At 41.3% G+C, this 21891-nt stretch carries 16 protein-coding genes; 7 read left to right on the top strand and 9 right to left on the bottom strand.

Annotated elements, in window-relative coordinates; translation table 11 throughout:
- Positions 1–81: 81 nt before the first annotated feature.
- Positions 82–513, top strand: coding sequence for a hypothetical protein (locus BTO10_RS15615; RefSeq protein ID WP_100205989.1), 432 nt, complete (start codon positions 82–84; stop codon positions 511–513).
- Between the two features lie 308 nt (positions 514–821).
- Positions 822–1352, top strand: coding sequence for a hypothetical protein (locus BTO10_RS15610; protein WP_004741743.1), 531 nt, complete (start codon positions 822–824; stop codon positions 1350–1352).
- Positions 1353–1474: 122 nt separating this feature from the next.
- Here BTO10_RS15610 and BTO10_RS15605 read toward each other — a convergent pair whose 3' ends face one another.
- Entirely contained in the window at positions 1475–3943 is a 2469-nt protein-coding gene (locus tag BTO10_RS15605; protein ID WP_105025153.1) for a PAS domain-containing hybrid sensor histidine kinase/response regulator, read from the bottom strand.
- Positions 3944–4151: 208 nt separating this feature from the next.
- Between BTO10_RS15605 and BTO10_RS15600 the strand changes: the two genes are divergently transcribed.
- A complete protein-coding gene (locus BTO10_RS15600; protein WP_105025152.1) occupies positions 4152–4622 on the top strand; it encodes an arsenate reductase/protein-tyrosine-phosphatase family protein in 471 nt (156 codons plus the stop codon).
- Between the two features lie 33 nt (positions 4623–4655).
- Here BTO10_RS15600 and BTO10_RS15595 read toward each other — a convergent pair whose 3' ends face one another.
- Entirely contained in the window at positions 4656–5111 is a 456-nt protein-coding gene (locus BTO10_RS15595) for an Lrp/AsnC family transcriptional regulator (RefSeq protein ID WP_032548816.1), read from the bottom strand.
- A gap of 142 nt (positions 5112–5253) precedes the next feature.
- Here BTO10_RS15595 and BTO10_RS15590 point away from each other — a divergent pair, with 142 nt between their 5' ends.
- Positions 5254–7065 (top strand): PLP-dependent transferase, encoded by a 1812-nt coding sequence (locus BTO10_RS15590; protein ID WP_105025151.1) that lies wholly within the window; start codon positions 5254–5256, stop codon positions 7063–7065.
- A gap of 105 nt (positions 7066–7170) precedes the next feature.
- On the opposite strand, the gene BTO10_RS15585 is transcribed toward BTO10_RS15590, so the two are convergent.
- The 5 genes from BTO10_RS15585 to BTO10_RS15565 all read right to left on the bottom strand — a co-directional run bounded on the left by BTO10_RS15585 (position 7171) and on the right by BTO10_RS15565 (position 15252).
- A complete protein-coding gene (locus BTO10_RS15585; RefSeq protein WP_105025150.1) occupies positions 7171–8274 on the bottom strand; it encodes a flavin monoamine oxidase family protein in 1104 nt (367 codons plus the stop codon).
- Between the two features lie 319 nt (positions 8275–8593).
- A complete protein-coding gene (locus BTO10_RS15580; protein WP_105025149.1) occupies positions 8594–10150 on the bottom strand; it encodes a M85 family metallopeptidase in 1557 nt (518 codons plus the stop codon).
- 707 nt (positions 10151–10857) lie between these two features.
- Positions 10858–11952 carry a methyl-accepting chemotaxis protein gene (locus BTO10_RS15575; protein ID WP_105025148.1) on the bottom strand — a complete coding sequence of 365 codons (1095 nt, stop codon included), beginning with the start codon at positions 11950–11952 and terminating at the stop codon, positions 10858–10860.
- Positions 11953–12651: 699 nt separating this feature from the next.
- Positions 12652–13131: a hypothetical protein gene (locus BTO10_RS15570; RefSeq protein WP_105025147.1), complete on the bottom strand. Its 480-nt coding sequence runs from the start codon at positions 13129–13131 to the stop codon at positions 12652–12654.
- 12 nt (positions 13132–13143) lie between these two features.
- Positions 13144–15252: an LruC domain-containing protein gene (locus BTO10_RS15565; protein WP_004741754.1), complete on the bottom strand. Its 2109-nt coding sequence runs from the start codon at positions 15250–15252 to the stop codon at positions 13144–13146.
- Between the two features lie 588 nt (positions 15253–15840).
- On the opposite strand from BTO10_RS15565, the gene BTO10_RS15560 reads away from it, so the two are divergent.
- Entirely contained in the window at positions 15841–19272 is a 3432-nt protein-coding gene (locus BTO10_RS15560) for a dual specificity protein phosphatase family protein (protein WP_105025146.1), read from the top strand.
- A gap of 152 nt (positions 19273–19424) precedes the next feature.
- Here the strand turns inward: BTO10_RS15560 and accD are convergent, their stop codons facing one another.
- Positions 19425–20288: an acetyl-CoA carboxylase, carboxyltransferase subunit beta gene (accD, locus tag BTO10_RS15555; protein WP_105025145.1), complete on the bottom strand. Its 864-nt coding sequence runs from the start codon at positions 20286–20288 to the stop codon at positions 19425–19427.
- 116 nt (positions 20289–20404) lie between these two features.
- On the opposite strand from accD, the gene BTO10_RS15550 reads away from it, so the two are divergent.
- Positions 20405–21304 (top strand): LysR family transcriptional regulator, encoded by a 900-nt coding sequence (locus tag BTO10_RS15550; protein ID WP_105025144.1) that lies wholly within the window; start codon positions 20405–20407, stop codon positions 21302–21304.
- Between the two features lie 125 nt (positions 21305–21429).
- Entirely contained in the window at positions 21430–21705 is a 276-nt protein-coding gene (gene rcnR / locus BTO10_RS15545; protein ID WP_008223718.1) for a Ni(II)/Co(II)-binding transcriptional repressor RcnR, read from the top strand.
- Positions 21706–21713: 8 nt separating this feature from the next.
- Here rcnR and BTO10_RS15540 read toward each other — a convergent pair whose 3' ends face one another.
- Positions 21714–21890, bottom strand: a complete 177-nt coding sequence (locus BTO10_RS15540) for a DUF1289 domain-containing protein (RefSeq protein WP_105025143.1) — start codon at positions 21888–21890, stop codon at positions 21714–21716.
- Between the last annotated feature and the right edge of the window lies 1 nt (position 21891).

The raw sequence follows: 21891 nt of genomic DNA, 5'->3' as shown, positions 1-21891 counted from the left end.
AGAGTAAAGTGCTCAACAATCTTGTTATCTTTGTTATTTAATTCTGGCTTTGCTAGTGCAGAGTCGGTGATAGAACAAGATATGTCACCAACTCTAACAGTGCAGTTTGAAGACCAGTCGAATATTCAGGCGAACCAATTTTTGGAGGAAACATTTAAAGCGTTTATTGATCGTGATAAGTCTCACCTAAAATCGATGATATCTGAAAGTTTCGTTCAGAAATTTGGTGATGACAAAAACACACATGATGAATTTATTCAACATGCGTCAGTTTTAAGCGAACAGCTGACTAGAATGGATATTGTGTTTGAAGATGTAAACGTTGATGCTGATGGAACTGTCTCAGAAATACACACTGTCGAGGTGACCAAGAACGATGGTAGCCGAGCTAAATTCAAGCTCTACGCTTTTTACTATTTCGATCATATGGGAACGGTTAAGTTAATCGATGAACTATCGATTCAAATCGAAGGTGCAGTAGAGGATCAAGATATGGGGTCAAGAACACGATAAAGTTAAATTTTCACCTCAGGTAAAATGGAAGATAATTTCATTTATATCAGGTCATTAAATACTGTTATGACTTTATATTTTATGATTTATATCGTATCTCCATGCTATCTATGTTGTGTCATGATTCAAAGATTCAAAGATTCAAAGATTCAAAGCTGTTGTTGAAAGTGTTTATAGATAAAATTAAATTTAATTTCTTTGATTTACGGGCGGATAACTCCATTTTAGTGATTTGTTTTAATTATCTATTGAATAGCACGGAAATAAATTTTATATATTAACTTCGATTAAATTTTGAGTGAAATATTGTGTTGTCAAATAAGATAAAAAGTTCGTTTCTACCTTTAGTCATTTTTAGCTCGTGTGTTGCTGCAGAAAGCGAATTTGTCATTGAAGACATTTTAGGTGGGCAGCAAGTTTCGCATTTTGCCTTAGGTGATACTGATGGGGATGGCTCCGATGAAATAATTTTTATGGACCAATATGGAAACGTAAAAATAGCCAAAAATTTAACAAACCCAAATACGCTCAATATGTTAGTTAATACAAGGTGGAGTTTGTCGGAAAATTGGAAGTTACAATTTCTTGATCAAGCTTATCCGAGTACAGATATCCGCGTAGCCATGACTTATGAACATAATGGTAATGTATTTAAATCAGGTACAGGGCTCGCTTCTAAGAAAGATGGGAAAATAGAGGTGAACATCAATGGTTTTTCTGGAAATCCAGCAGTGACGATTAATTATGTCTCTGTTGCAAAAGGAACAATGAAGGGTAGTTATAAAGATATTCAGTATAGTGGTTCAAGAAGTTATCCGATGAATGCACGTAAAGAATAATCATTACCTAGGTTAGCGTAACTTATATGCGCTGATCCTGTTTAATTATTTCTATTATTGGTTTCTTTCAGACTAAACGTTAATCAAGGTAAAGCAAGCTCTGACCCAGCTTGTTTTACCTATTATTTTATTTGCTTGAGGTAACGAGAAAGTGCCTCCACTAAGTCTGACTTAATCAGTGGTTTCGTTAACACTTCATTTGCACCTGCCTCAATAAAAGCTAGAGTTGATGTTTGCATGATGTCGGCAGTCCAGCCAAAAATAACAAGGTCATCATGTCCTGCTTGTCGTATTTTTCGAACTGTTTCCAAACCATTCATTTTTGGCATATGGTTATCAATAATGAATAGGTTGAAATGACCGGTTTCTAAGTGCCTTAAAGCCTCAAAGCCACTATTACAGGTAACGCACTCTACGTTTAATTTATCCAAGAATCCTTTGGCGATGATAAGGTTCATTTTATTGTCATCTGTCACAAGAATCTTAAATGGAGACAGATCGACTTGCTCTGTTATTGGATGCTTATCATCTTCAGCCTCAATTGATGGTAGGTTTATGACAAAGCTGAACTTGCTTCCTGTACCAAGCTCGCTTTGTACAGTAAGTTTGCCGTTCATCAAGGTCACAAGTTTATGGCAAATTGCCAATCCAAGTCCGGTCCCACCATAGTGCCGAGTTGTTGAGACGTCTGCTTGTTCAAACTCATTAAAGATAGAGCTCAGTCTTTCTGCTGGGATGCCGATGCCTGTGTCTTCGACCATAAACCCCATCGCTGAGTGAGCCAGTGGATTGATGCTGACAGTAATTGAACCGCTCGCTGTAAACTTCAATGCGTTCCCAACTAAATTTAGAATGACTTGTCGTATCCGAACTGAATCGCCCCTGTAGACAGAGGACGTATTGCTGTTATCTAGTAAAGAAAACTCAATCCCTTTTTCTGAACATAAGGTTTGATAAGTGTTTAATACGGGATTAGTGACGTCGCACATTTTGAATGAATGCGGATCAATTTCTAAACTGTCATTCTCTATTTTGGCTAAGTCTAGAATATCGTTAAGAATGGCAATTAAGTGCTCGCCTGAGTCGAGGGCTAACTGAAGAACTTCCCTTTGCTCAGCTTTTTCCAAGTCTTCAACCAACATCTGTAGAATACCCAGTAAGCCATTCATTGGGGTTCGAATTTCATGGCTCATTGTCGCCAAGAACAGTGATTTTGCATCATTTGCTTGTCGTGCATTATTTGCTTGTTCTTCTAACTCCTTCTCAAGCTGCTTAAATTCTGTGATATCACGTTCAATGGCGATAAAACGTTCAACTTCACCTTTAACGTTGCGTAAAGGTACGATATCAATATCAATCCAGTAGGGCGTTTTATCGATCGCGTAATTCAATATTTCTGCTTTAACTTGATTTCCTTGTTGAATCGCAGAACCTATTCGATTTATTGTGCTAACAGAAGTCTCTTCACCTTGTAAAAATGAGCCTGGCCTTAACCCTTTGATGGAGTCTAAGCGGTAACCTGTCATTCGTTCAAAAGCACTGTTTACCCACTCAATACGTCCTTTATTATCGGTTATCACAACGCCATCTCTGGCTGTCTTGACTACGGTGGCAAGAAGGTGACTTTCACGTTCTTGCTCTGCTAGTCGTTTGTTGGATTCCTCTAGGAGCTTTTTGGAACCAGCCAATTCTTTGTGGGGATTAACGAATAATTTTTGCCCGATAAAAAACACTAAAATTGAACTGAGTGCTAATACAATCAAAAGCCCATTTATCAGCTCCTTCTGTAAGCTTAACAGCTGGTTGGTAACAAAAGAGCGGCTTACCCCTTGAGTCAATACTAAATCACCTCTTGTTAAAGCCGTTTGAGTCAATAGCCAGTCTTCTTCACTGTATTTATTTTTAATTGGTATGTGTGAATGATGGCCATGAGAGTGTGTATGCGAGTTATCTTCTTCAATAAGAGATGCGATCGGTGAGCTTATTTGACTGAGCTCGTACCAACGCTCTCGGTTCGTGACAAACGAGCCAAAGAAATCATCATAATCGACAGCGGTTTCACCATATAGCACGCCTACGAAATCGCTGCCTTGAAGTAACGGCATAAATAGCTTGATACAAATATGGTTAGCATCATCATGCAAAAGGTAAAGGATACGATCATCGACTTCCTGATTCGCTATCGCGTCAAAGATAGCTTGCTCTTGCTTTGATGCGGGGTGACGAAATGTATCTTCAAACAACAGCTGGCCGGTACGGTCTCGCACGGCAAATTGCATTGACTGGTTCTGCCCCTTGAATCGCTCAAGATGAAATGAGAGCCGTTCTATATTTGAGACCGACACTGCGTCGATGACCCCTTGGTATTGCGAAGCTAAAACAATGCGGTCTTCTGCAACCTCGAGATACTTCTCCATAAAAATTTTGGCAGACTCAAGCTCGAAGCTACTGTTACCGCTTTGCAGTTGTTTGACGGTCGATTGGCTGTGATTAGAGAGTACATAAAGTGAAATGCCGCCGTAGGTCAAAGACGTAAGCAAGAGAAAGAGTACAAGCAACACTTTGGGGCTAATAGAAGATAGCTTGGTCATGCTTAAATGACTTCCATGTTATTTTTCGGAGTTATATGAAAAATATAGGATAGATATCTTGTCTATGGGCTTGTTTATCCTTTTTGTCGAATAGAATGGGCGATGACTAATTCCATTCTCATTGCCCTTGATTCGCCGATTTATTGCAAAACTTCCTTAAATATCTATGTTTAATATAGAAAACCAATACAAAAAGGGTCGTTAAAGTATGGATGTCACCCCCGTCAAAGTTCTGTTTGTGTGCGTGAAGAAAGGTGTAAGAGCGGCTATCGCTAAAGCGATTGTCGAGCTGCAATCTAATGGGGTGATACACGCTAGCTGTTGTGGTTTTGAGCCAGGACCAACCCCCCAAGTTCTCTTAGATGAGTTGTCTAACATGCTTGACGTTGCAATAATTGGCGAGAGTAAAACAGTATTTGAATACAAAAAGACCAATGAAAAATTTGACTACGTGATTACGCTTTGCGACCAAGCAAGTAATGAGCAGTGTCACTTGTTTATTGGATGTGTCAACTTGGTTTGCTCTCACGTACCCCATCGGCTCCATTGGGCTATCCCCAATTTGGCTGGTGCAATAGATCTGCCAGAGAGAGAAAGGGCCCAGTTTGTAAGAGGGGTTGTAGAACAAATAGATCTTAAAGTGACGCAACTTGTGGCAATGGCACAAACAAACGGCTAAGTGGTCTCTCAGTTTGGTTTAACGCGGTTTTACTCACCTTACGGGTAACTTAGTTTTTGTTTTTACCTGTCCAAACGCGAAGCTTGATTCAATCGAAGCAATATTGGGCAGACGAGTTAGCTGCTTGCGAATAAACTGCTCGTAGCTTTTGAGAGATTCACTCACCACATGTAATAGGTAGTCGTGATTCCCCGTCATTAAAAAACACTCTAATACTTCATCAATCGCTTCAATGTGTTGCTCAAAGTCTCGCATGTTCTCTTCAGTCGGCTTTTCAAGTTTCACCAACACAAACACATTCACGGGCAGGCCACACGCTTCTTGGTCGACACTGGCGTGATAGCCACGAATGATCCCTTGCTTCTCTAATGCTCGAACTCGGCGTAAACAAGGGGAGGGAGAAAGCGCGACGCGGTCGGCTAACTCTTGGTTGGTGAGTCGTGCGTTGCTTTGCAGTTCAGCCAGTATCTTTTTGTCAATTTCATCCATTGGCATATTCCATCAATATTAAACCATAATCGGCAATATTATTGCTCAAAGTGTATGTATTACTTCGCAAATAGCAATATTTAACATCTATGTAACACTAAAATTAAAGGAGGTACAACAAGGATGGAATGACTCAGCAATTATGAATACTTCAACTCAACTTAGCCCATTGCGTAAAACCACCAAACACGAACAAGCAGAAGCCCTTGCCATTGAGCAAGCAAAACACTTTGGTATTGATCCAAGCAGCGATTACGGCACCACGCTGGTGGAATTAGCGACGACATTGTACAAAGCCAATACCAAAACACACGACCTTTGGGCTTTGACGGTTGATGGCCTTTCAGAGCTGGATAAGAGTGACCGTATCGCTTGGTTTAACGCCAAACGCTTTTTGTCGTTCCAGATTGCTAAGATCCTCGATAACCTGCAAAACCCAATGCGCGCGACTTACCAATCCATTGCGACTAACAATGGTAATTTTGCCTCAAAAGGCGCGTATCCGATTTTCGACAATGTGGCGGCTATATTTTCCGCAAGCCCGGTGATTACTCGTACCGCGACCTATTTGTTTGCCTGTACTGAATGGATTGAAGACGCATTCAACGGTAAAGAGCCATTGCATGATATCTATTCTCGACTTCTCAACCCGACATCGATTTCACTTGCGAACCACATGGTTGATCTAGAGGCAGGCTCAAGAGCCAATGAGTACCTCGCATGGAACTTTAATTCCGGTATGGCGGCTATTGATGGGCTGTTGAGCCATTTACTTGGTCATGAAGATATTGTGTTGGCTTCACGCAATATCTATGGTGGTTCGTACCAACTGTTGGAAGATTGGTTTGGTAAGCCGTCGAACTTGAATGTTGCGGTAGAGTGGGTGGACGGATACTCAGGAGATGAGTTTGCGACTCGCCTTGATGAGGTCGCACACAAGTATGCTGATCGCCTCGCTGTAGGAAAGAAAATCTACGTTTACCTTGAGTCACCGTGTAACCCGCACGGCTACGTGTTAGATGTCGCTAACATCAGTAAGGCGACTCATTCTCGCGGTTGGGATGTGATTGTGGATTCGACGGTAGGGACGCCACTGTTACACCCTGTACTCAAGCGTGATGATGTGATGGAAAGGCCAGATTATGTGATTCACTCATACACCAAAGAGCTGGCGGGCTCTGGCACCACCACAGCAGGTGTTGTGATTGGCCGCAACGAGACCATGTTTGTGCCAAAAGGAGAGGATGTCACTTTCATCAAGCCCAATGGCGATGAGGCGACGATCCCTTGGAACGAAACCCTGTTTTGGAATGTGTATTACATTAAAGGTGCCTTCTTAGATGCAGACAAGGCGTTTGAAGTACTTAACGGCATGAAAACCTATGAGATGCGTGTGGTGCAGAAAACCATTAATACGCTGACTCTGGCGAAGATCTTTGATTCTCATCCAGACATTAATGTGTCGTGTCCTGCTTTGCCAGATAATGATAACTATGAACACTGTCAGCACAACATGTACTTAGGGCTGCCAGCCGCACTGTTTACTATCGATATGGAAGGGAACGGCAATCGCGCACCAATCAATCGAGATGGATTCAAACAGTTCTTCGATATGCTTGAACCCGCTATCGGTATGCAAGTAAGCCTTGGGCAAACTAATACGGTGGCGCTGTGTCCTGCATTGACCACTCACTCAGAACTGAGCGACGAGGCACTCAATGAGGCAGGTATCAAGCGAACGACGATGCGTATCTCGATTGGATTGGAAGATCCACGCATGTTCATTGCACACATTATTGAAGCCGCAAAGTTGTCGATTGATCGCAAACATGTTGATTTCTCATCGAGCTTCCCAAGTAACGAGCACATCGACGAGATCTATATGCAAACCTATATGGACGTACACCAAAGGTTTGTGAAGAGTCTGCCTAAGTTCCGACAGCTTAGTCAGTAAAGGCGGTTAGAATTCCGCGAAAGCGACTCAAAGTGATGAGAAAGCGCCCTCTTTATTTAATAAAATGAGGGCGCTTTAGATTTATCAAATATTTATATCAGTAATCTAGTTTTTCCGTGTAGCAATCTCTTGAATTACACGCTCTGCCGCTTCTAAGGCACCTTCGATAAATCCTCCAAACTCTTTTGCAGATTCAGTACCTGCAAAATAAATGCCCTGTTTTTCTAGTCGTTCTAACGAAGTATGCAACCCATATTGAGGATGAGTGGAAGGGGGCAATTGATCCTCTTCAACGGCTGTGTAAATTTCTTTTGACCAGTCTAACAGCTTCACTTCGGTGGTGTTGTAAGCTTCTGGACCATAGATCCTTGAAAGCTGTTCAACCGCCATGGTTTTTAATTGTGCAGTACCTAGCTTCATTCGTGTTTCGGCATTGAAACCTATAAACCCGAATAGAGCAGCATGCCCATTTTCAGCACTCGCATCATGAATTTCCACCAGTGGGCCAATTTGACTATTTGCGTACCCTGATAATCCATTCTTCCGCCAGAACGGTTTATCATAAAGTGCGAAGAATTTCGCATGGGCGGCCATCCATGTGGGTGCTCTTTTCAGAGCTTCGAGTGCTTTTGTTGGAAGTGCAGGGGAAAAGCGAATGTTATTTGCAATTAAACGGTGAGGAAGCGCAAGAATAATGTTTTCACTTTCTAAGCGTATGGCCTTTTTTTGGTGGAGAACATCTAATGCAAATCCTTGGCTCTCAGTATGATTAACTCCTTGTAATTGATGCCCACACTTAATGTTATCTTGGTTAAGAAGTGCAGCAACGCCCATGGTTAATTGTGCTATACCCCCAGAAACTCTCATGGACTGAGGTGCGGAAAAGAATTGATTAGGTACTTTGCGAACCCCCTTACCTCCCGCCTGCTCTAGCATCATGTCGCCCGTTTCGTATTGTTCTATGATTGGTAGTGATAGGCTATCGACAAGTCTCATAACTCGCTGATTTATTTGGGGCCAAAACCAAGAAGGGCCAAGATCAAATTGGTCACTTGGACTTGTTGCAGTCAAGCTCGAAGATGATAAGACTCTACCGCCGAGCCTTTCTCTAGCTTCGAGTAATAAGTAGCTATAACCAGTTTTTTCTAGGTATGCTGCTGTGTAGAGGCCGCTTAATCCGCCTCCTATTATAATAAAATCGTATTTCATTGCTTGCCTTGTATTTACCTACCTACTGATAGGTAGTTTAGGCTTTTTTAAATTCGATGGCAATACCTATCAGTAGGTAGGTAAAAGTGAAGTTTTCTATTTGAAATATTCTTGATATGAACTTCTTATGAAAGGACACATTTCGACGGCTTTAAAGTGTCGAAATGAGATTCTATGTAGCTTATGCGCTAGCTATTGCAAAAGCTACCGAGCGTTAATCATTACGTTTAAGCTAGCTTGTTATTTTAAGGAGTGTTGGAAGCTTTAAGGCAGCAGAAAGTGATTCTGCTGCTTTTGTCTTTGTTTCATCTGAAGGAATTTATAAAGAAAATTGGGGGGCATCACTATCCATTGATAACACCGAGTGATTGAGCAGGCGTTCATCCCAATCATCTTGTGACTCGTACTGCCACTGTCCGTTGGTGTAGACGAATGACCAACCAGAACCAAGTCCTCCAGTTAAAGGGTCCGTTATAACGAGTGCGACGGGTCTGCCATTTAGATCAAAAAACATCTGACCAGCGTATCTAATTGTGTGCCAGTTAGTGCCCGCGAGAGTGGTAAAATTATCACTCCTGGTACTGTTGTTTATATCTCTTCCTACGACGCCAATGGAAAATGAACCATCGTTAAATCGGATTCCATATGGATTGTAAATGTCATTACCCTGAGCTTGTTCCTGACCGTATCCATACAAACCAAATCCCAATAGATGCTTCCAAGCGGACGCTTTATACCACGACTTCCAAGACGCCCAGTTTTTATTATAAAAGCCGCCGCCATTTTTAGCTCTTAAAAATGCAAGTTTTGCGACAGACAAATTCAGGTTGATCAGATCCCTCTTAATAAGAAACTGTCCTCCTTCAAAGTGAATAGAATCACTTATCGGCTTAGCTCGATCCTTCACATCAAAACTGCATTGGCCTGAGTTACTTGCGCTAGCGCCTGTAAAGAAAGCAGCCCCCATACTAAAGTCGTCGTCATCAAAGTTAGGGCGATCGGGTAAGTCGACATTCATTGATGAGCAGAACGAAGTGAGTAAACTAAAACTCGTAGAAGCCTTTGAGCCTCTTGCGATAATCGATATTCTTTGCAGTAATGCAGATGCCTCTGAAGGGTGTCTATTAATGGTTTGAATTAAAGCAGAAAAGTTTCTTTCTTTTAATGCTTGTATTCTGGAAGGATCTCCATATCCTGAGAAAGTGGGGATTGGCCAATTAAGCTCATTTGCCACATTTTGAGCTAAAGTCTCGGTAGGACCATGTCTGTTCAGACTATCGGTGTCAGATGAACCTGTAATATGATGAATTACCTCATGAATTAATGCTTCTTGCCACCATGGGTAGTCGCTTGAATGGATGCTAGGTGCGACGCCTATATTCACGACAGGTGTACCGTAGTCGTTCTCGCGAGCTTCATGGCTTGCAATAATTGGCACTTGTTCAGCATCAGAATCTTCGATATCGTCAATTTCTACGTCATCAACATCGGAAAAATCTCCTTCGCGCTCTTCATTAACCTCGTATTCATTGGTAAAGAGAATTTGCCCTACATTTTCTTCGTTATTATGTAGACCAAAAGAAATAGCATGTTGAAATGTTGGCGAATTAAATAGCGCATCTATTAATGTGTATTCTATTGAAGCTGCTGTATGGCGATCGATAATACTTCCATAGCTAGAAACGACCGATTGTGTTATTGCTGAAGAAATAGCTGCTCTTTGAGTACGTGTTAGAGGTTGCTGCATACCAGTGTTGACGACATAGTTAGCATAATCATCACTGTCACGCTCGGGCTTTTCACTTTCAGCAAATGCATCTCTTGGAGTAACAACAGTTAATATCAGGGTTGCAAGTAATACTGGATACTTAAACATGTGAAACTTAACTTATATTGGGTGGGGTTGTATTATTTACTTACCGAAAGCTAAATCAAGTGTTGAAGTACAAAAATGGGCTTACACTACGAGTTAATCAAACTTAAAAGATTGGAAAGGAATATTCACTTAATTCTCGTATATTCCGAAACGGGAAATGTTCGGTTGAGTACAAACATACAGAGTTCTCATTGAGCTTTCTGAATGGTTGCGGTATCGCCGAAATCTATAATTTGGCTAGACATGCCAGGCGACTCTAAAGGGAGCCATTGATTGCAGCGCTTGCAAGTAAAGCAACTCAGGAGCCAAAGGTAACTAAAAAAGTTAACCCACTGATAAGTAGCAGAGAGCTGACAGCTTGAGTTAAACCCCATGCGGTCGCGGCAATAGCAAAACGAGTTCAATGCTTTGGGTTCGAAGAATCAAGTCTAAAGATTAAAGCGGCTGACATTGTCATCAGTACGGTAATTACAGCAGTTGTTTGATTAAATAAAGCTACTAAACCAAGAAACAACACAATGCCGCTAGTGGTGCAAAGTAGAAGGTTGATCGTAGGGGAATACCAACTTTTACTCACAAATCCAATTATTTAGCGGCACTCTACAACTATAGGGTGCCACGAATAAAATTTGAAGATATCAAGATGCTTGGTATTTATCTACTAGTTCAATCTCTGGTCTAAACGGTATCTATGAGCTCGACAAAAACTACATTGATTCAGTTTCTATAATTTCATTCATTAAACGATCAATTTGAAACACAACTTGGATACTCGCCTCTTCCATTGCTTGAACCGCTGTGATCACGCCTTTTGTATCCCCTGAGGCAGCTTGACTCATGGCTTTTCGACCGTTGTCATGTACCTGTTTGTGTGGCTCTTCAAGCAATTGATAGCTTCTCAAGTGATTGTAAGCCTTACCATCACCGCGATAATACCATTGGCCTAAGCGACACTCTGAGTGAGTGTTGATGGTTTCAGTGAATGAACCACTTTGGAGTAGGCGATAGGTATTATTTTTCCAGATAGCGTGGTCGAGTTTGACCGAATCCAAGAACGCACGAGTAGAAGCAATATGAATCACTTGCTTCATGTTTTCCGACTTCACAACCACTTCGTTAACAATAGAGCTTATTTGCGCGGAAGATGCTGACACTTCTTCAGCGCAAACTTGGTTCTCCCCAATAGAGGTCTTTATCGCGTTTACTTGCCCCAAAACTTGCTTGACTAATGAGTCAATTTTTTCGCTAGCTTCACTAGCCTTACCCGCAAGGGTTCTTACTTCGTCAGCGACGACTGCAAATCCGCGTCCAGCCTCACCTGCGCGCGCAGCTTCAATAGCAGCGTTTAATGCTAAGAGGTTAGTTTGGTCTGAAATCTCTTGGATAGTCGATACCAGGTTAGAAATAGCGCCAGCGGTATGATCCAAAATATCGACAGATTGAATGCTTTGAGACGCCTGATCGCTGATCTTAATTGCTCGGTTGTCTAGGCGCACCAATGCTTGATGTGTTTGTTTAAACATATCATCCAGCTGTTGAAGCTCTTGGTTTTCATGGGCCATCGATTTAGCACTTTCAACCATCTCTTTTTGAATGGTTTTGAGCATATCTCCACCTTTCAAGCAATTAGACATCATTTCACTACTGTTACGATGTTGTTGATGTGCCGATTGAGCAAGGTTTTGCGACTTATTTAATTTTATTTCGAGAGCATTAATATCAGAATGATGCTTCTTTGTTAGTTCGGCGAGTTGTTTTTTAAGTGATTGGTTTTCTAGTTTTATTGTTTTTATTCCAAACATAAAATACCTGTATGTATAAATTGAAAATTTATTGTCGATGCTGATAATATTGGTTTTGTTGATAACTTACTGTTTTTAAAGATAATAAAAATCTGCGAGATTGTAACAAAATAATACTATGTTGTTAGTCTAAATAGCTTGATTAGGTGATCTGATTAGTAGAAATTATTTACAGTCACTTGTACTAATATTGATCCCGATTTACTTGGAATCCAACTTAAAGACTTAGACTTCATACTAGTTACCATTAGGGCTTCCGCTCTGCGAGTTGTTATTTTACGATAACTTGCTCAAAGACATGAGCATACATAGAGTTAAGTTTTCACTTTGACTCAATGCTTATTTTGAAAGCTTAATAGTGAGCAGATTGATAGAGAACAGCTTTGTTCGTTTCTTGGAATAAAAGGAGTGTTGAGCATTCTTTCTCCCTTGATGTTAATCATATCTGTTTATTATCATGACAACGGTTTTGTTGTTTGAGTGTGATACAAAACATCCAATACAGTTGGAGATCGCCTCCCATGGCCAGGTGGGACACAATGAAGCCTTTAAATCGATGAAAGTACTGTGCTATTTCTATTGTATTTTGGTTAGTGTTGGCTTTTTTGTACTTCTAGTGCTTGTATAAAGAAAGTCGCATATTCGAAGGAACAATGCGACTTTCAAGGACAAAAGGGCGCTATTGACTATCGTGGAGCGTCAATATGTAAAGGTCTGCTCGTTTGGTGAAATAACGCGTCTTATAGGAGCGGTTCCATCGTAAAACCAAATTTCAACCAGTAAACTCTTCTGGCTATCAGACATGTTAAAGTCAAACTTCGCCTTACCACTATCTAGAGGAACAGAGACCACTTTGCTTTGATAATCCGCTTTATAGTGTCCTGAACTTTCTTCTTGGTATTGCTTATACAAGCTCAAATGCGCACGTTGTGAAGAAAAACCACTAATATCGACATCCAGTGAACCGGTCTTTACTGGATCGTAGTTAAACCCATCTGGAATCACTAAATCCTGCATGGTTGGATTGTGTTCTTGTGATACTAATATTGGCTTCGCTGTTGGGGGTTGACTAACATCACTGCTCGCATCTGGAGCATTAGCGCCAGAGCTATCACCTCCAGAACCACCCCCACATGCAGTAAGCAAAACTCCTGTCAGAACTATTAATAAGTATTTCATAATATTTTCTCTCTATGGAAGATTATAGGTTTTGCCGGCTGCTGGTGATTGGTGCCAATTTTCATCTGTGACACCCCCTGATTCAGCCCAAGCTTGGAACTCTGGATAAGCGTCAACGATATCAATGTATTCAAGTGGCCACTCCCAATCTTCCATTATTAGTAGCGCCCACGGAAGGTATGTTGCAGTTTTAAAGTAGTTGTTTGAACCGTTTAAGCTGGCATCGACACCAATACCATACAAGCTTGTATCAAATTGCTCTGTAGGTGCTTGTCCAGGGAGGTGAACCTCCCAAGTTCTGCCTGGGTGGAATGGGAGCCCTTCGCCGTGATAAGTGTTTGGTGTCGCAAATATGAATGGGTCGTACGGCATGTCGGTAATTGATGAGCGATCAGAGCCTTCGGTAAAATAGACCTCTAAGGTAAAGCTAAACAAAGAGGCACTCGTATCACAGCCCGTTTCGGTTCTAAAGAAAGTACAGCCGCTACTATTGTTTGCGTGCACACCCATGTCTTCACCGATGATAAATATTGCTTCATCGGATATGCTTTCTAAGCCGTTAGAGGGTTGTTCAACACCATCAAACTTCAACGTAGTCAACGTTGATTCAATGCTGCTTCGTGTGATGCCTGGCAGTCGAATAGCAAAGCCATTTTGATACGTTGCCCCATAGGACACCAGCTTCCCTGAAATTTTTATAATTTCAACATGAGTGGCCAATGTGGTTTCAGTAATTTGGAGATCAACTATGACGTCGTTCATGTCATAATCTGCCGTGTACGGCCAGTTGTCCTCAAAGGCGACGGAAGCATAGTCGTCAACACTTGGGAAATACTCAACGGCGTAGCCATTTGCAGTGATGGTAATGGGGTGGTCTTCTACCTCACCAGACGTTGAACCACCGTTGTAGCTAAGCCCTGTTTGCTGACTGAAACGAAAACGGCTCCAGCTTGTCCCTGCTGTAGCAGACTGAGAGACGATGAATGGTAGAGAGTTGCTACCAGCATTGAGCAGCGTGTCAGTGAAGACTTGCTCTCCCGCATCCTCAAAGTCACCGTCTCGGTTCCAATCAAACCAAGCAGATAAGTAACCAGATGAGGACGCCGTTACCTCAATAACTGAACTTAATCCAGGATCTAGGGCTGCGACGAAACCGATGCCATCTTCATCGGCTGTACCAACGGCATTATCGTCTGTAAGAGCCCCAGAATCGCCATCAGGAGAGATGCTACCCAGATAAGTCACACCATCTATGTCATGTCGGGGACCATTTGACGCCAACGTAGTACTGTAAGTGTCAGGGGCATCACCAAAATCAATGTTAGAGTTAGTTGGAACCGCGTCTGCACTAGCGCATCGTGCACCATCATTTGAACCGGATGCCGGACCATTTGCAAAAAAAACACCGTTAACATTCGTTATGTTTGTCGGGTCAGTTAAATCGACTCTGTAGATATTACCGGAACTATTACTGGCGGCGTAAAGGTAGCCGGCACCGTCAAAATAAAGTGCACCAAAGCTATTTCCTCCCAACCCGGTATCACCTAAATTCGTTCTAGCTCCGTCCGAGCGAAGGTATTCGAACAAATCACCGGTATTATTGTCGATACCGTAAATTTTTCCGTTATTTGGGTGGATTGCGATATCTGCGTGGTTGGCTTTGGTGCTGTTGTAAGTTTTGACGGTTTGCATGGTTAAGCTTGCAGAGGAGTTTGACGCTAAGGGGGCTAAGTTAATTTTGAAGATACCTTTCGTTTTGTTGTAGAAATAGAGATAGTCGTCATAGACATCACCAGCGATGAAACTGTAATTAGGCAAATTTGAAACAGTTACCTCTGATGCTAGAAAATCACTGCCCATCCTCAAAACCCTAGAGCCAGTGCTGTCGTAGCCATATAGGTATCCGTCATTCTCACTGAAACCTGCCGCATTAAAGCCAGACTGTCCCAAGCCAATACTTGCTGTCTCTAGGTTGTTGTTACCTGTCACTAAGTCAACGGAATACACTGAGGCTGGCTTACCTTGTATTAGGTAAGCATCACTTGGGCAAGACGTAAATGGTCCTGCCATACTCACTGAGCTCGCTGTCAGTCCTGCTGCTATAACCGATAGTCGTTTCATGCTAAGTCCCTTTTGTTTGTCTAAGCATCTATGGGGTTGTCTAAGTGAGTATGAAACTTCTATGCCAGTTATTACTTCATGTTTTATATACTGTTTTTTTCAGGGCTATCATAATTGTCATAATGACAGGCAAAAAAGGAGTGGATTAAAGTATGCTACGTTTCCTCAACACTTGAGCTAAAGCCCATGTTCGTTCATTAATAACGATGGTTAGATTAGTGAAGGATAAATGGTGTCTTTTGAAATCATTCAACTGTTCCGTTTCCACTATTAATTTAGATAAATTAAAAGACTAGAAGTATTATTCATGTAGACGTTACTCAATGTGAAAACGGTATATCTGAGAATTGATTTCTCAAACCAGTTGAGATGATAAATATGAATGAGATTTAGCCTTTTATCACGGTGGCGAATATGAAATTTTGTTAATTGATTGGTATTATAATTTTCGGGAATAAAAATTAGTAAATTAGTAAATTAGTAAATTAGTAAATTAGTAACTATTGATATAATTAAAGGTATTTAAAAATATATATAATGTAAGTTATCATCAATATCCCAATTAAAATATCAATAAGGAAATAGCTTGTGTTGTTAAATGGTTCACATAGAGATGTGGATATTAAAGAAATTGAAGTTATATGCTCAAATAGTGATAGCAACCTAGAAAAAATACAAAAAATGTCTCAAATTCTAGAAGTTGTTAACAAGGAGCTTGCTGAGTATAAATCTCTTTCTTTAAAGGATTACAAGGCTATCGATGATAAGTACTACGTAAGGCACTATATAGTCAGCAAGATTAATGATTTAAATAGCTTGATTTTCATACAAAACTTGAAAGTAAGTGTGATGAACACGATTAGCTATCGATATAAAAGTGATGAAAAATCTAGAAATCTCGCTGTTAAATCAAGCATTGCGAGAACAATGATTTATATCGAAAACCTTCTCGAGCGTCGCGATGAAGGCCTGTTAGGGGAACCATTGAACAGTGCAATCACGAGTTTAAAGCACAGCGAAAGTAGTTTGTACTTTAGGTTAGAAAGCGCTCTTATTTATACGTTTTTTAAAGCAGAGAAGCGCCGAGTATTGTTTGCACTCAGCAATTCAGGTTTCAAAGAAGAGATTAAGCTTATTCCCGAGTCGGGTGCTAAAATCTCACAGAAAAAAGTAGACGCTATCGTACAAAGAGCATTGAGTGGGAATATTCACGACAGCTTAGATGAATTTAATATAGCTAAAGTACTTAGTGATGCTACGAGAGAGGTAGAGATCTATCATGATTGTTCTCAAGGTGATGATAAAGCTGCTTTTCGTTTAGCTTTGGTGAAAATGACAGCAATATCTGATGAGATGAGCGCTTCATTGGATTATTTGGATGAAACCTTCGACCAAATATTATTAAAAAATAATATACCTAAGAAGGTTCTGATCCGAGATGAGTCTAAGGATGGTCTAGAGTTTCAGGTAATGGATACCATGGCGTTATTTTACAGTGACACTATCAAGCTAGACGACATTATTGTTTATGAAAAACCTCAAGTAGTAGAACGATTTAATGATGTTATTAATTTAATTAGTGTACTTTCTGAAGTCATGGAGCTGGAGGGGGATGAAAGCCAATCAACTCTCGCTATTGAAAAGATAGTAGGTAGAGAAAATTTCAACTCGGACAGTCAATATTATGCGCAGTTTGTCGAATATAAAAACTCTGATTTCGAGCAGGATTTGGACACTCTGATTCGTGACCAATCAATCTATCAAAGTGACTTGAATAGCAATGTCAGCATTATTTCATCCGCAGATATAATACTGCCTTTCTACAGTAAGAATGCGATTAAAAATATTCTTGATGACTACGTGGTTGGTAAAGCAGAGGGTATTGCTGAAGCGTATCGATTGGTCGAAGAGAAATTTCCGAACTGTGATGATTCAGTGAAGGCTTTCATTGCTCTGTTTGCTAATTTGTTTATGTCTGCTCCGACGACAGAGGCTATATCTTTAGCGATAAAACCAGCGGTGCTGATGCTGCAAACTCATCTAGGTATGAGCGGCAGAATTGTTCTCGCTAAAGATAGCAACCATCGCCACTTCTTAGTCAGCACATTTGCATTCCATCACCGAGTGACTTACCTAGGTGGGGCCGATAATGAGCTTGTTACTCAGTTGATTGAAGTGTTGCCTAAACCGGATGAGAACTGGAAAGATGTATCATACGAAGCGTTAAACGCTATCTTCTTTAAATTGAACATTCCAACAGGTTTTGACGACACTCAGGAGCAACCTAAACCTTTCTTACTGCGCAATCATAGATTTGATAACTTTATGTGGGACGCAGTACAAGAGACGACGCTCCTTAAATTTAACCTGATTGCTCAGTCGTTTAAAAAGGTAGGTACCAAAAAACAGTTCCAAGAGAATTATCTTTTGAAAGATTTGGTTGCCAATGAGTTTAAGTTATCTCTGAGCGACAAATTGGTCGAAATGAAGGAAGTTCTGTTTACTGAAAGCTCAATGGAAGCTGCATTAAACAACAAGGTTCCGTTCTTACAAGTCGCGCAGAAGATGATAAACGATCCTGATTATGAAGTAGATATTCAAGATGTTGAGTCGATTTTTCTTGATTCAATTGTACTTCTAGCAGACATCATTCCCATTTTTTCCCCGATTGCTAAGGCGTTGAACGTTAACCTCTCTGTTGTTGTAAATGCTTGTGTAGTGAAAAATATTAGAGTGATTCGTTTATCTAAAACGGCCTTCATGAGAAGCGTTGTAAACGATATCTCTGACGAATTTATACGCCGTTCTAAATTTATATCGAGCGATGCCATCGGCGATCTAAAAAGTAAGATAAGAGCGATTAAAAAGTACAAGTTCCTGAAAGAAACCAGTGAACGTTTAGAAACCATCAAAACGATGGGTTTAAGTGGTGGTGCGGGCAGCTTTAAAGTGAATAGTGCTTACGGTGCCTCTTCTGGAAACGTTGTACTTGAGACGTTTGACTGGTGTTTTAATGGAAAAGGACCCGTTGGAAAAGTCGTATCGGATAATCAGATTCCATTGCCAGCTCAGCCTGAAGTTTTTCAATCTATTATCGATGAAAAGGTCTCTATAGTAAGGCAGGCGGATGAACCGATTCTGATTTCTGGTTGGCGTTCTCCACAAACTGGCCGCATTCATATTCTGGATGGACAGCACAGGTTTATTGCCGCAGCGAAGCTGGGGATTCCCGTTGAAGTAAAAATCAAAAAGTTCGGTACTGTACCAACCCAGGTAGATTGGAGTGGCACTAAGTTTAGCCAATCTACCCCTGCAAAGTACAAGATAAAAGGTGTTCAGAAGCCGATATTCAAAAAAGCTATCGCTCAAAAGGCTACTAACACTAAGGGGAAAGTTGAGAACATACACATTCACCCCGAGCTTAGGATTGGTTCGATTGGTCGACCTAATAAAAACTATTCTACTGGCGCGCAGCTGATGACGTTTTGTGAAAACCTAAAACAAAACAATGTCTCGGCATTGATCTCCCTTGATTCTGGGATGTCGGCAAGAGAGATCGTATCACTAACTAAGCAACTAGCGAGTCACAATATCGAGTATATCTCTAACAAGACGACGTATATTAAGGACTTCTTTTCAATCAAAGCCCTTACACAGCCTTTAAGTGAAGATATCGATGGTCTAGCGAATCGGGTACTGGACTTATTGAGTACACGCGAAGGGAATGTGTTAGTCCATTGTGCGTTAGGTGATGGTCGCTCTGGTATGGTTAAGTCGGCAGTGATAATGAAACAAATGTTCAACGAGAGCCGTTTAGACTTGAGTAATGTGCTCGAGGGTACTAAGGCTTACGTCAAACCTTCCATCGAATCCGAACAAGCCGTTTTATCATATTTGGATGTGAAAAATAGCATTGATACGATTCGTAAAACTCATCCAAAAGCACTCGAACGTTCTGATGATATAGAGGTTTTAAATCAATACCTTGAATATCTTCAAAACAAGAGTGTCACGGTATAATTGACCTTGTACTCGTCTCCGCAGTGATGCTGAGCTGTTAGGTTACACTGCCTCCTCGAATAAGTAATCGAGTGGGGCAGTGGTAAAATCAATCGTGGAAAAATAAATAGGGCTTAGAGCTGCTCTATATTAAGTGCCTTCGCTCTTTCAGCTCACGCTTTTTGATGGGTGGTGTTGGTCATCATGGCGATAAGTCTTGCCACTTTTTTACGCATGTTGCGCCTATCTACAATCATGTCTAAAGCACCATGTTCGAGTAAGAATTCACTCTGTTGAAAACCTTCAGGTAGCTTTTCCCGTACCGTTTGTTCAATGACTCTTCGACCCGCGAACCCGATTCTCGCTCTAGGCTCACCGATATTTATATCGCCCAGCATGGCTAAACTGGCTGAGACACCGCCAAAGGTTTGGTCGGTGAGTACCGAGATATAGGGCAGTTTAGCTTCAGACAATCGTTTGAGCGCAGCGCTGGTTTTCGCCATTTGCATCAACGCCATGAGTGATTCTTGCATGCGCGCCCCCCCGCAGGCTGAAAAACATACCAGTGCACAGTTTGATTCAATTGCTTCATTGACTGCATCCACAAATCGAGCGCCTACAACGGATCCCATTGACCCAGCCATAAAAGCAAATTCGAAAGCACATGCGACAACTGGCATTCCAAGTAGCTCGCCCTTCATCACGACCAGTGCATCTTTTTCTCCTGTACTTTTTTGTGCAGAGGCCAGTCGCTCGGTATAGCGTTTGTTGTCTTTAAAGCTGAGCAGATCTATTGGTAGATATTCAGTACCTAACTCCGCTCGCTCGCTGTTATCTAGAAATGTGTCTAAACGAAGACGTGCTGTCATGCGCATGTGATGCCCACATTTTGGACACACCTGTAGGTTTTCCTTGAGTGCGATATGGTACAAGGTTTGGGTACAAGAAGGGCAGCTGATCCAGACACCTTCTGGGATTGACGCTTTACGATTACTTTTTAAGTTATTCTTATTCAATAGTTTTTCTAGCCAGCTCATGGATAACCTTTATTACCATTGTTCGAGTGATGAATATTGTATAAGCCTGACTTTGGTAATAAAGTGGCAATATTTGGCTTTATAATCCAATAATATGGGATTATCTGTGAGGGGATATGCTGAATAAAATTGATCAGCAATGGCTAAAGAGTTTTCATTGTGTTTATGAGAATAATAGCTTCAAAAGAGCGGCAGAGTTTCTGTGTTTACCGACTTCAAATGTTAGCCGACATATTGCGTTGTTAGAGCAACAACTAGACGTAAGACTGTTTGTGAGAAGCACGCGTCGTATTGCTCCAACGGAAGCTGGAGAGCATCTTTATCAGCGCACGCAGCCCTTGTTGGATAAACTCAACCAGGCGATAGAAGAGGTCACACAACACTCTCAAGAGGTGCAGGGGCAGTTAAACATCTTAATGCCTGACTCTGCCGAATTAGCTCAAGCTGTCATTGCCTTTTGCAACCAGTACCCATCCATATCACTGTGTTGTGATACCAGCATCAGTCCAAAAGAGGACTTGATCGACGGCTTTGACGTTATTGTCAGTTTTCATCGAGGAAAGTTAGAAGACAACAGTTGGATCGCTAAAGAAATCCAACGTTGGCCGAGTGTCGTCGTTGCTTCACCTAAACTTCTTCAAACCTGCTCAAAACCGTTTCAGATTACAGATCTAAAACACGTGCCCTGTATCAGTAGCTTTACCGCATTGGACGGAACGCCTTGGGTATTTATAGACGATCATGGTGAATGGGTAACACAGCGAGTCAAATCATCATTTAAGGTCAACAGTGGTCAGCTTGCTAAGGCTGGAGCCTTGGCCGGCTTAGGCTTTGCTATCCTGCCAGCTGAACTCTGTTGTGAAGAGGTTGAAGCTGGTGAACTAGAAATCGTAGAACTCGAATATCAGCCTGCAGACTTAGTTCTATATGCATTTTATGCTTCCCGAAAACATATAGCGAAAAAGGTTCCCGCCTTTATAAAGCATTTGCAGCAGCGTGCGAAAACAAAGCAGTAGGCCATTAGAACCTTACTCTTGCCTAGAAGGCGTATAGCGGGTACCGAAAAACTACCCCCCAGTATCGCTAAAGTGCTACATTACAGGTTAACCGCTTGTTTTTAATTACCTTGAGTACCTACGTTATGTCACATACCGCCAAAGATCAGAAAAAACTAAAGGCCCGAGTTAGTAAAATACAAGGCCAGGTCAATGGTTTAAAAAAGATGCTCGATAACGACGAGCAACAGTGCCAAGACGTACTGCAGCAAATCGCAGCGATTCGTGGCGCAGTGAATGGCTTGATGAGGGAGGTCATTAAAGGTCATCTTCTAGAACATGTGGTACTAGAAGATGACAAAGTTCAGCGTGAAGAAGATATGGAAGTGGTACTGAAAGTATTGGATTCATACATCAAATAGCGCTTGGTTTAGCGGTTCATTTGAGCCTTTCTTTTTACTAGCTCTTTCTTGAGAACATTAACAGCGTAAGGCTTCATTGATTTCCAAGCCTTACACTCTTCTCGTGTTCTACCGCAGCCTAAACACCACCCTTTATTGTGTGAAAAATCGCACATATCAATACAAGGGCTTTTCTGTTTTTTCATA

It is taken from the genome of Vibrio chagasii (assembly GCF_002954585.1).
GTDB classification, from domain to species: Bacteria; Pseudomonadota; Gammaproteobacteria; order Enterobacterales; family Vibrionaceae; genus Vibrio; species Vibrio chagasii_A.
This window is presented reverse-complemented; position numbering and strand designations above follow the sequence as displayed.

Bases quoted from the DNA above. Each gene is read 5' to 3' on its own strand.
- BTO10_RS15615 (WP_100205989.1), top strand. From the start codon at position 82: ATGTCACCAACTCTAACAGTGCAGTTTGAAGACCAGTCGAATATTCAG.
- BTO10_RS15605 (WP_105025153.1), bottom strand. From the start codon at position 3,943: ATGACCAAGCTATCTTCTATTAGCCCCAAAGTGTTGCTTGTACTCTTT.
- BTO10_RS15600 (WP_105025152.1), top strand. From the start codon at position 4,152: ATGGATGTCACCCCCGTCAAAGTTCTGTTTGTGTGCGTGAAGAAAGGT.
- BTO10_RS15595 (WP_032548816.1), bottom strand. From the start codon at position 5,111: ATGGATGAAATTGACAAAAAGATACTGGCTGAACTGCAAAGCAACGCA.
- BTO10_RS15590 (WP_105025151.1), top strand. From the start codon at position 5,254: ATGAATACTTCAACTCAACTTAGCCCATTGCGTAAAACCACCAAACAC.
- BTO10_RS15585 (WP_105025150.1), bottom strand. From the start codon at position 8,274: ATGAAATACGATTTTATTATAATAGGAGGCGGATTAAGCGGCCTCTAC.
- BTO10_RS15580 (WP_105025149.1), bottom strand. From the start codon at position 10,150: ATGTTTAAGTATCCAGTATTACTTGCAACCCTGATATTAACTGTTGTT.
- BTO10_RS15575 (WP_105025148.1), bottom strand. From the start codon at position 11,952: ATGTTTGGAATAAAAACAATAAAACTAGAAAACCAATCACTTAAAAAA.
- BTO10_RS15570 (WP_105025147.1), bottom strand. From the start codon at position 13,131: ATGAAATACTTATTAATAGTTCTGACAGGAGTTTTGCTTACTGCATGT.
- BTO10_RS15565 (WP_004741754.1), bottom strand. From the start codon at position 15,252: ATGAAACGACTATCGGTTATAGCAGCAGGACTGACAGCGAGCTCAGTG.
- accD (WP_105025145.1), bottom strand. From the start codon at position 20,288: ATGAGCTGGCTAGAAAAACTATTGAATAAGAATAACTTAAAAAGTAAT.
- BTO10_RS15550 (WP_105025144.1), top strand. From the start codon at position 20,405: ATGCTGAATAAAATTGATCAGCAATGGCTAAAGAGTTTTCATTGTGTT.
- rcnR (WP_008223718.1), top strand. From the start codon at position 21,430: ATGTCACATACCGCCAAAGATCAGAAAAAACTAAAGGCCCGAGTTAGT.
- BTO10_RS15540 (WP_105025143.1), bottom strand. From the start codon at position 21,890: ATGAAAAAACAGAAAAGCCCTTGTATTGATATGTGCGATTTTTCACAC.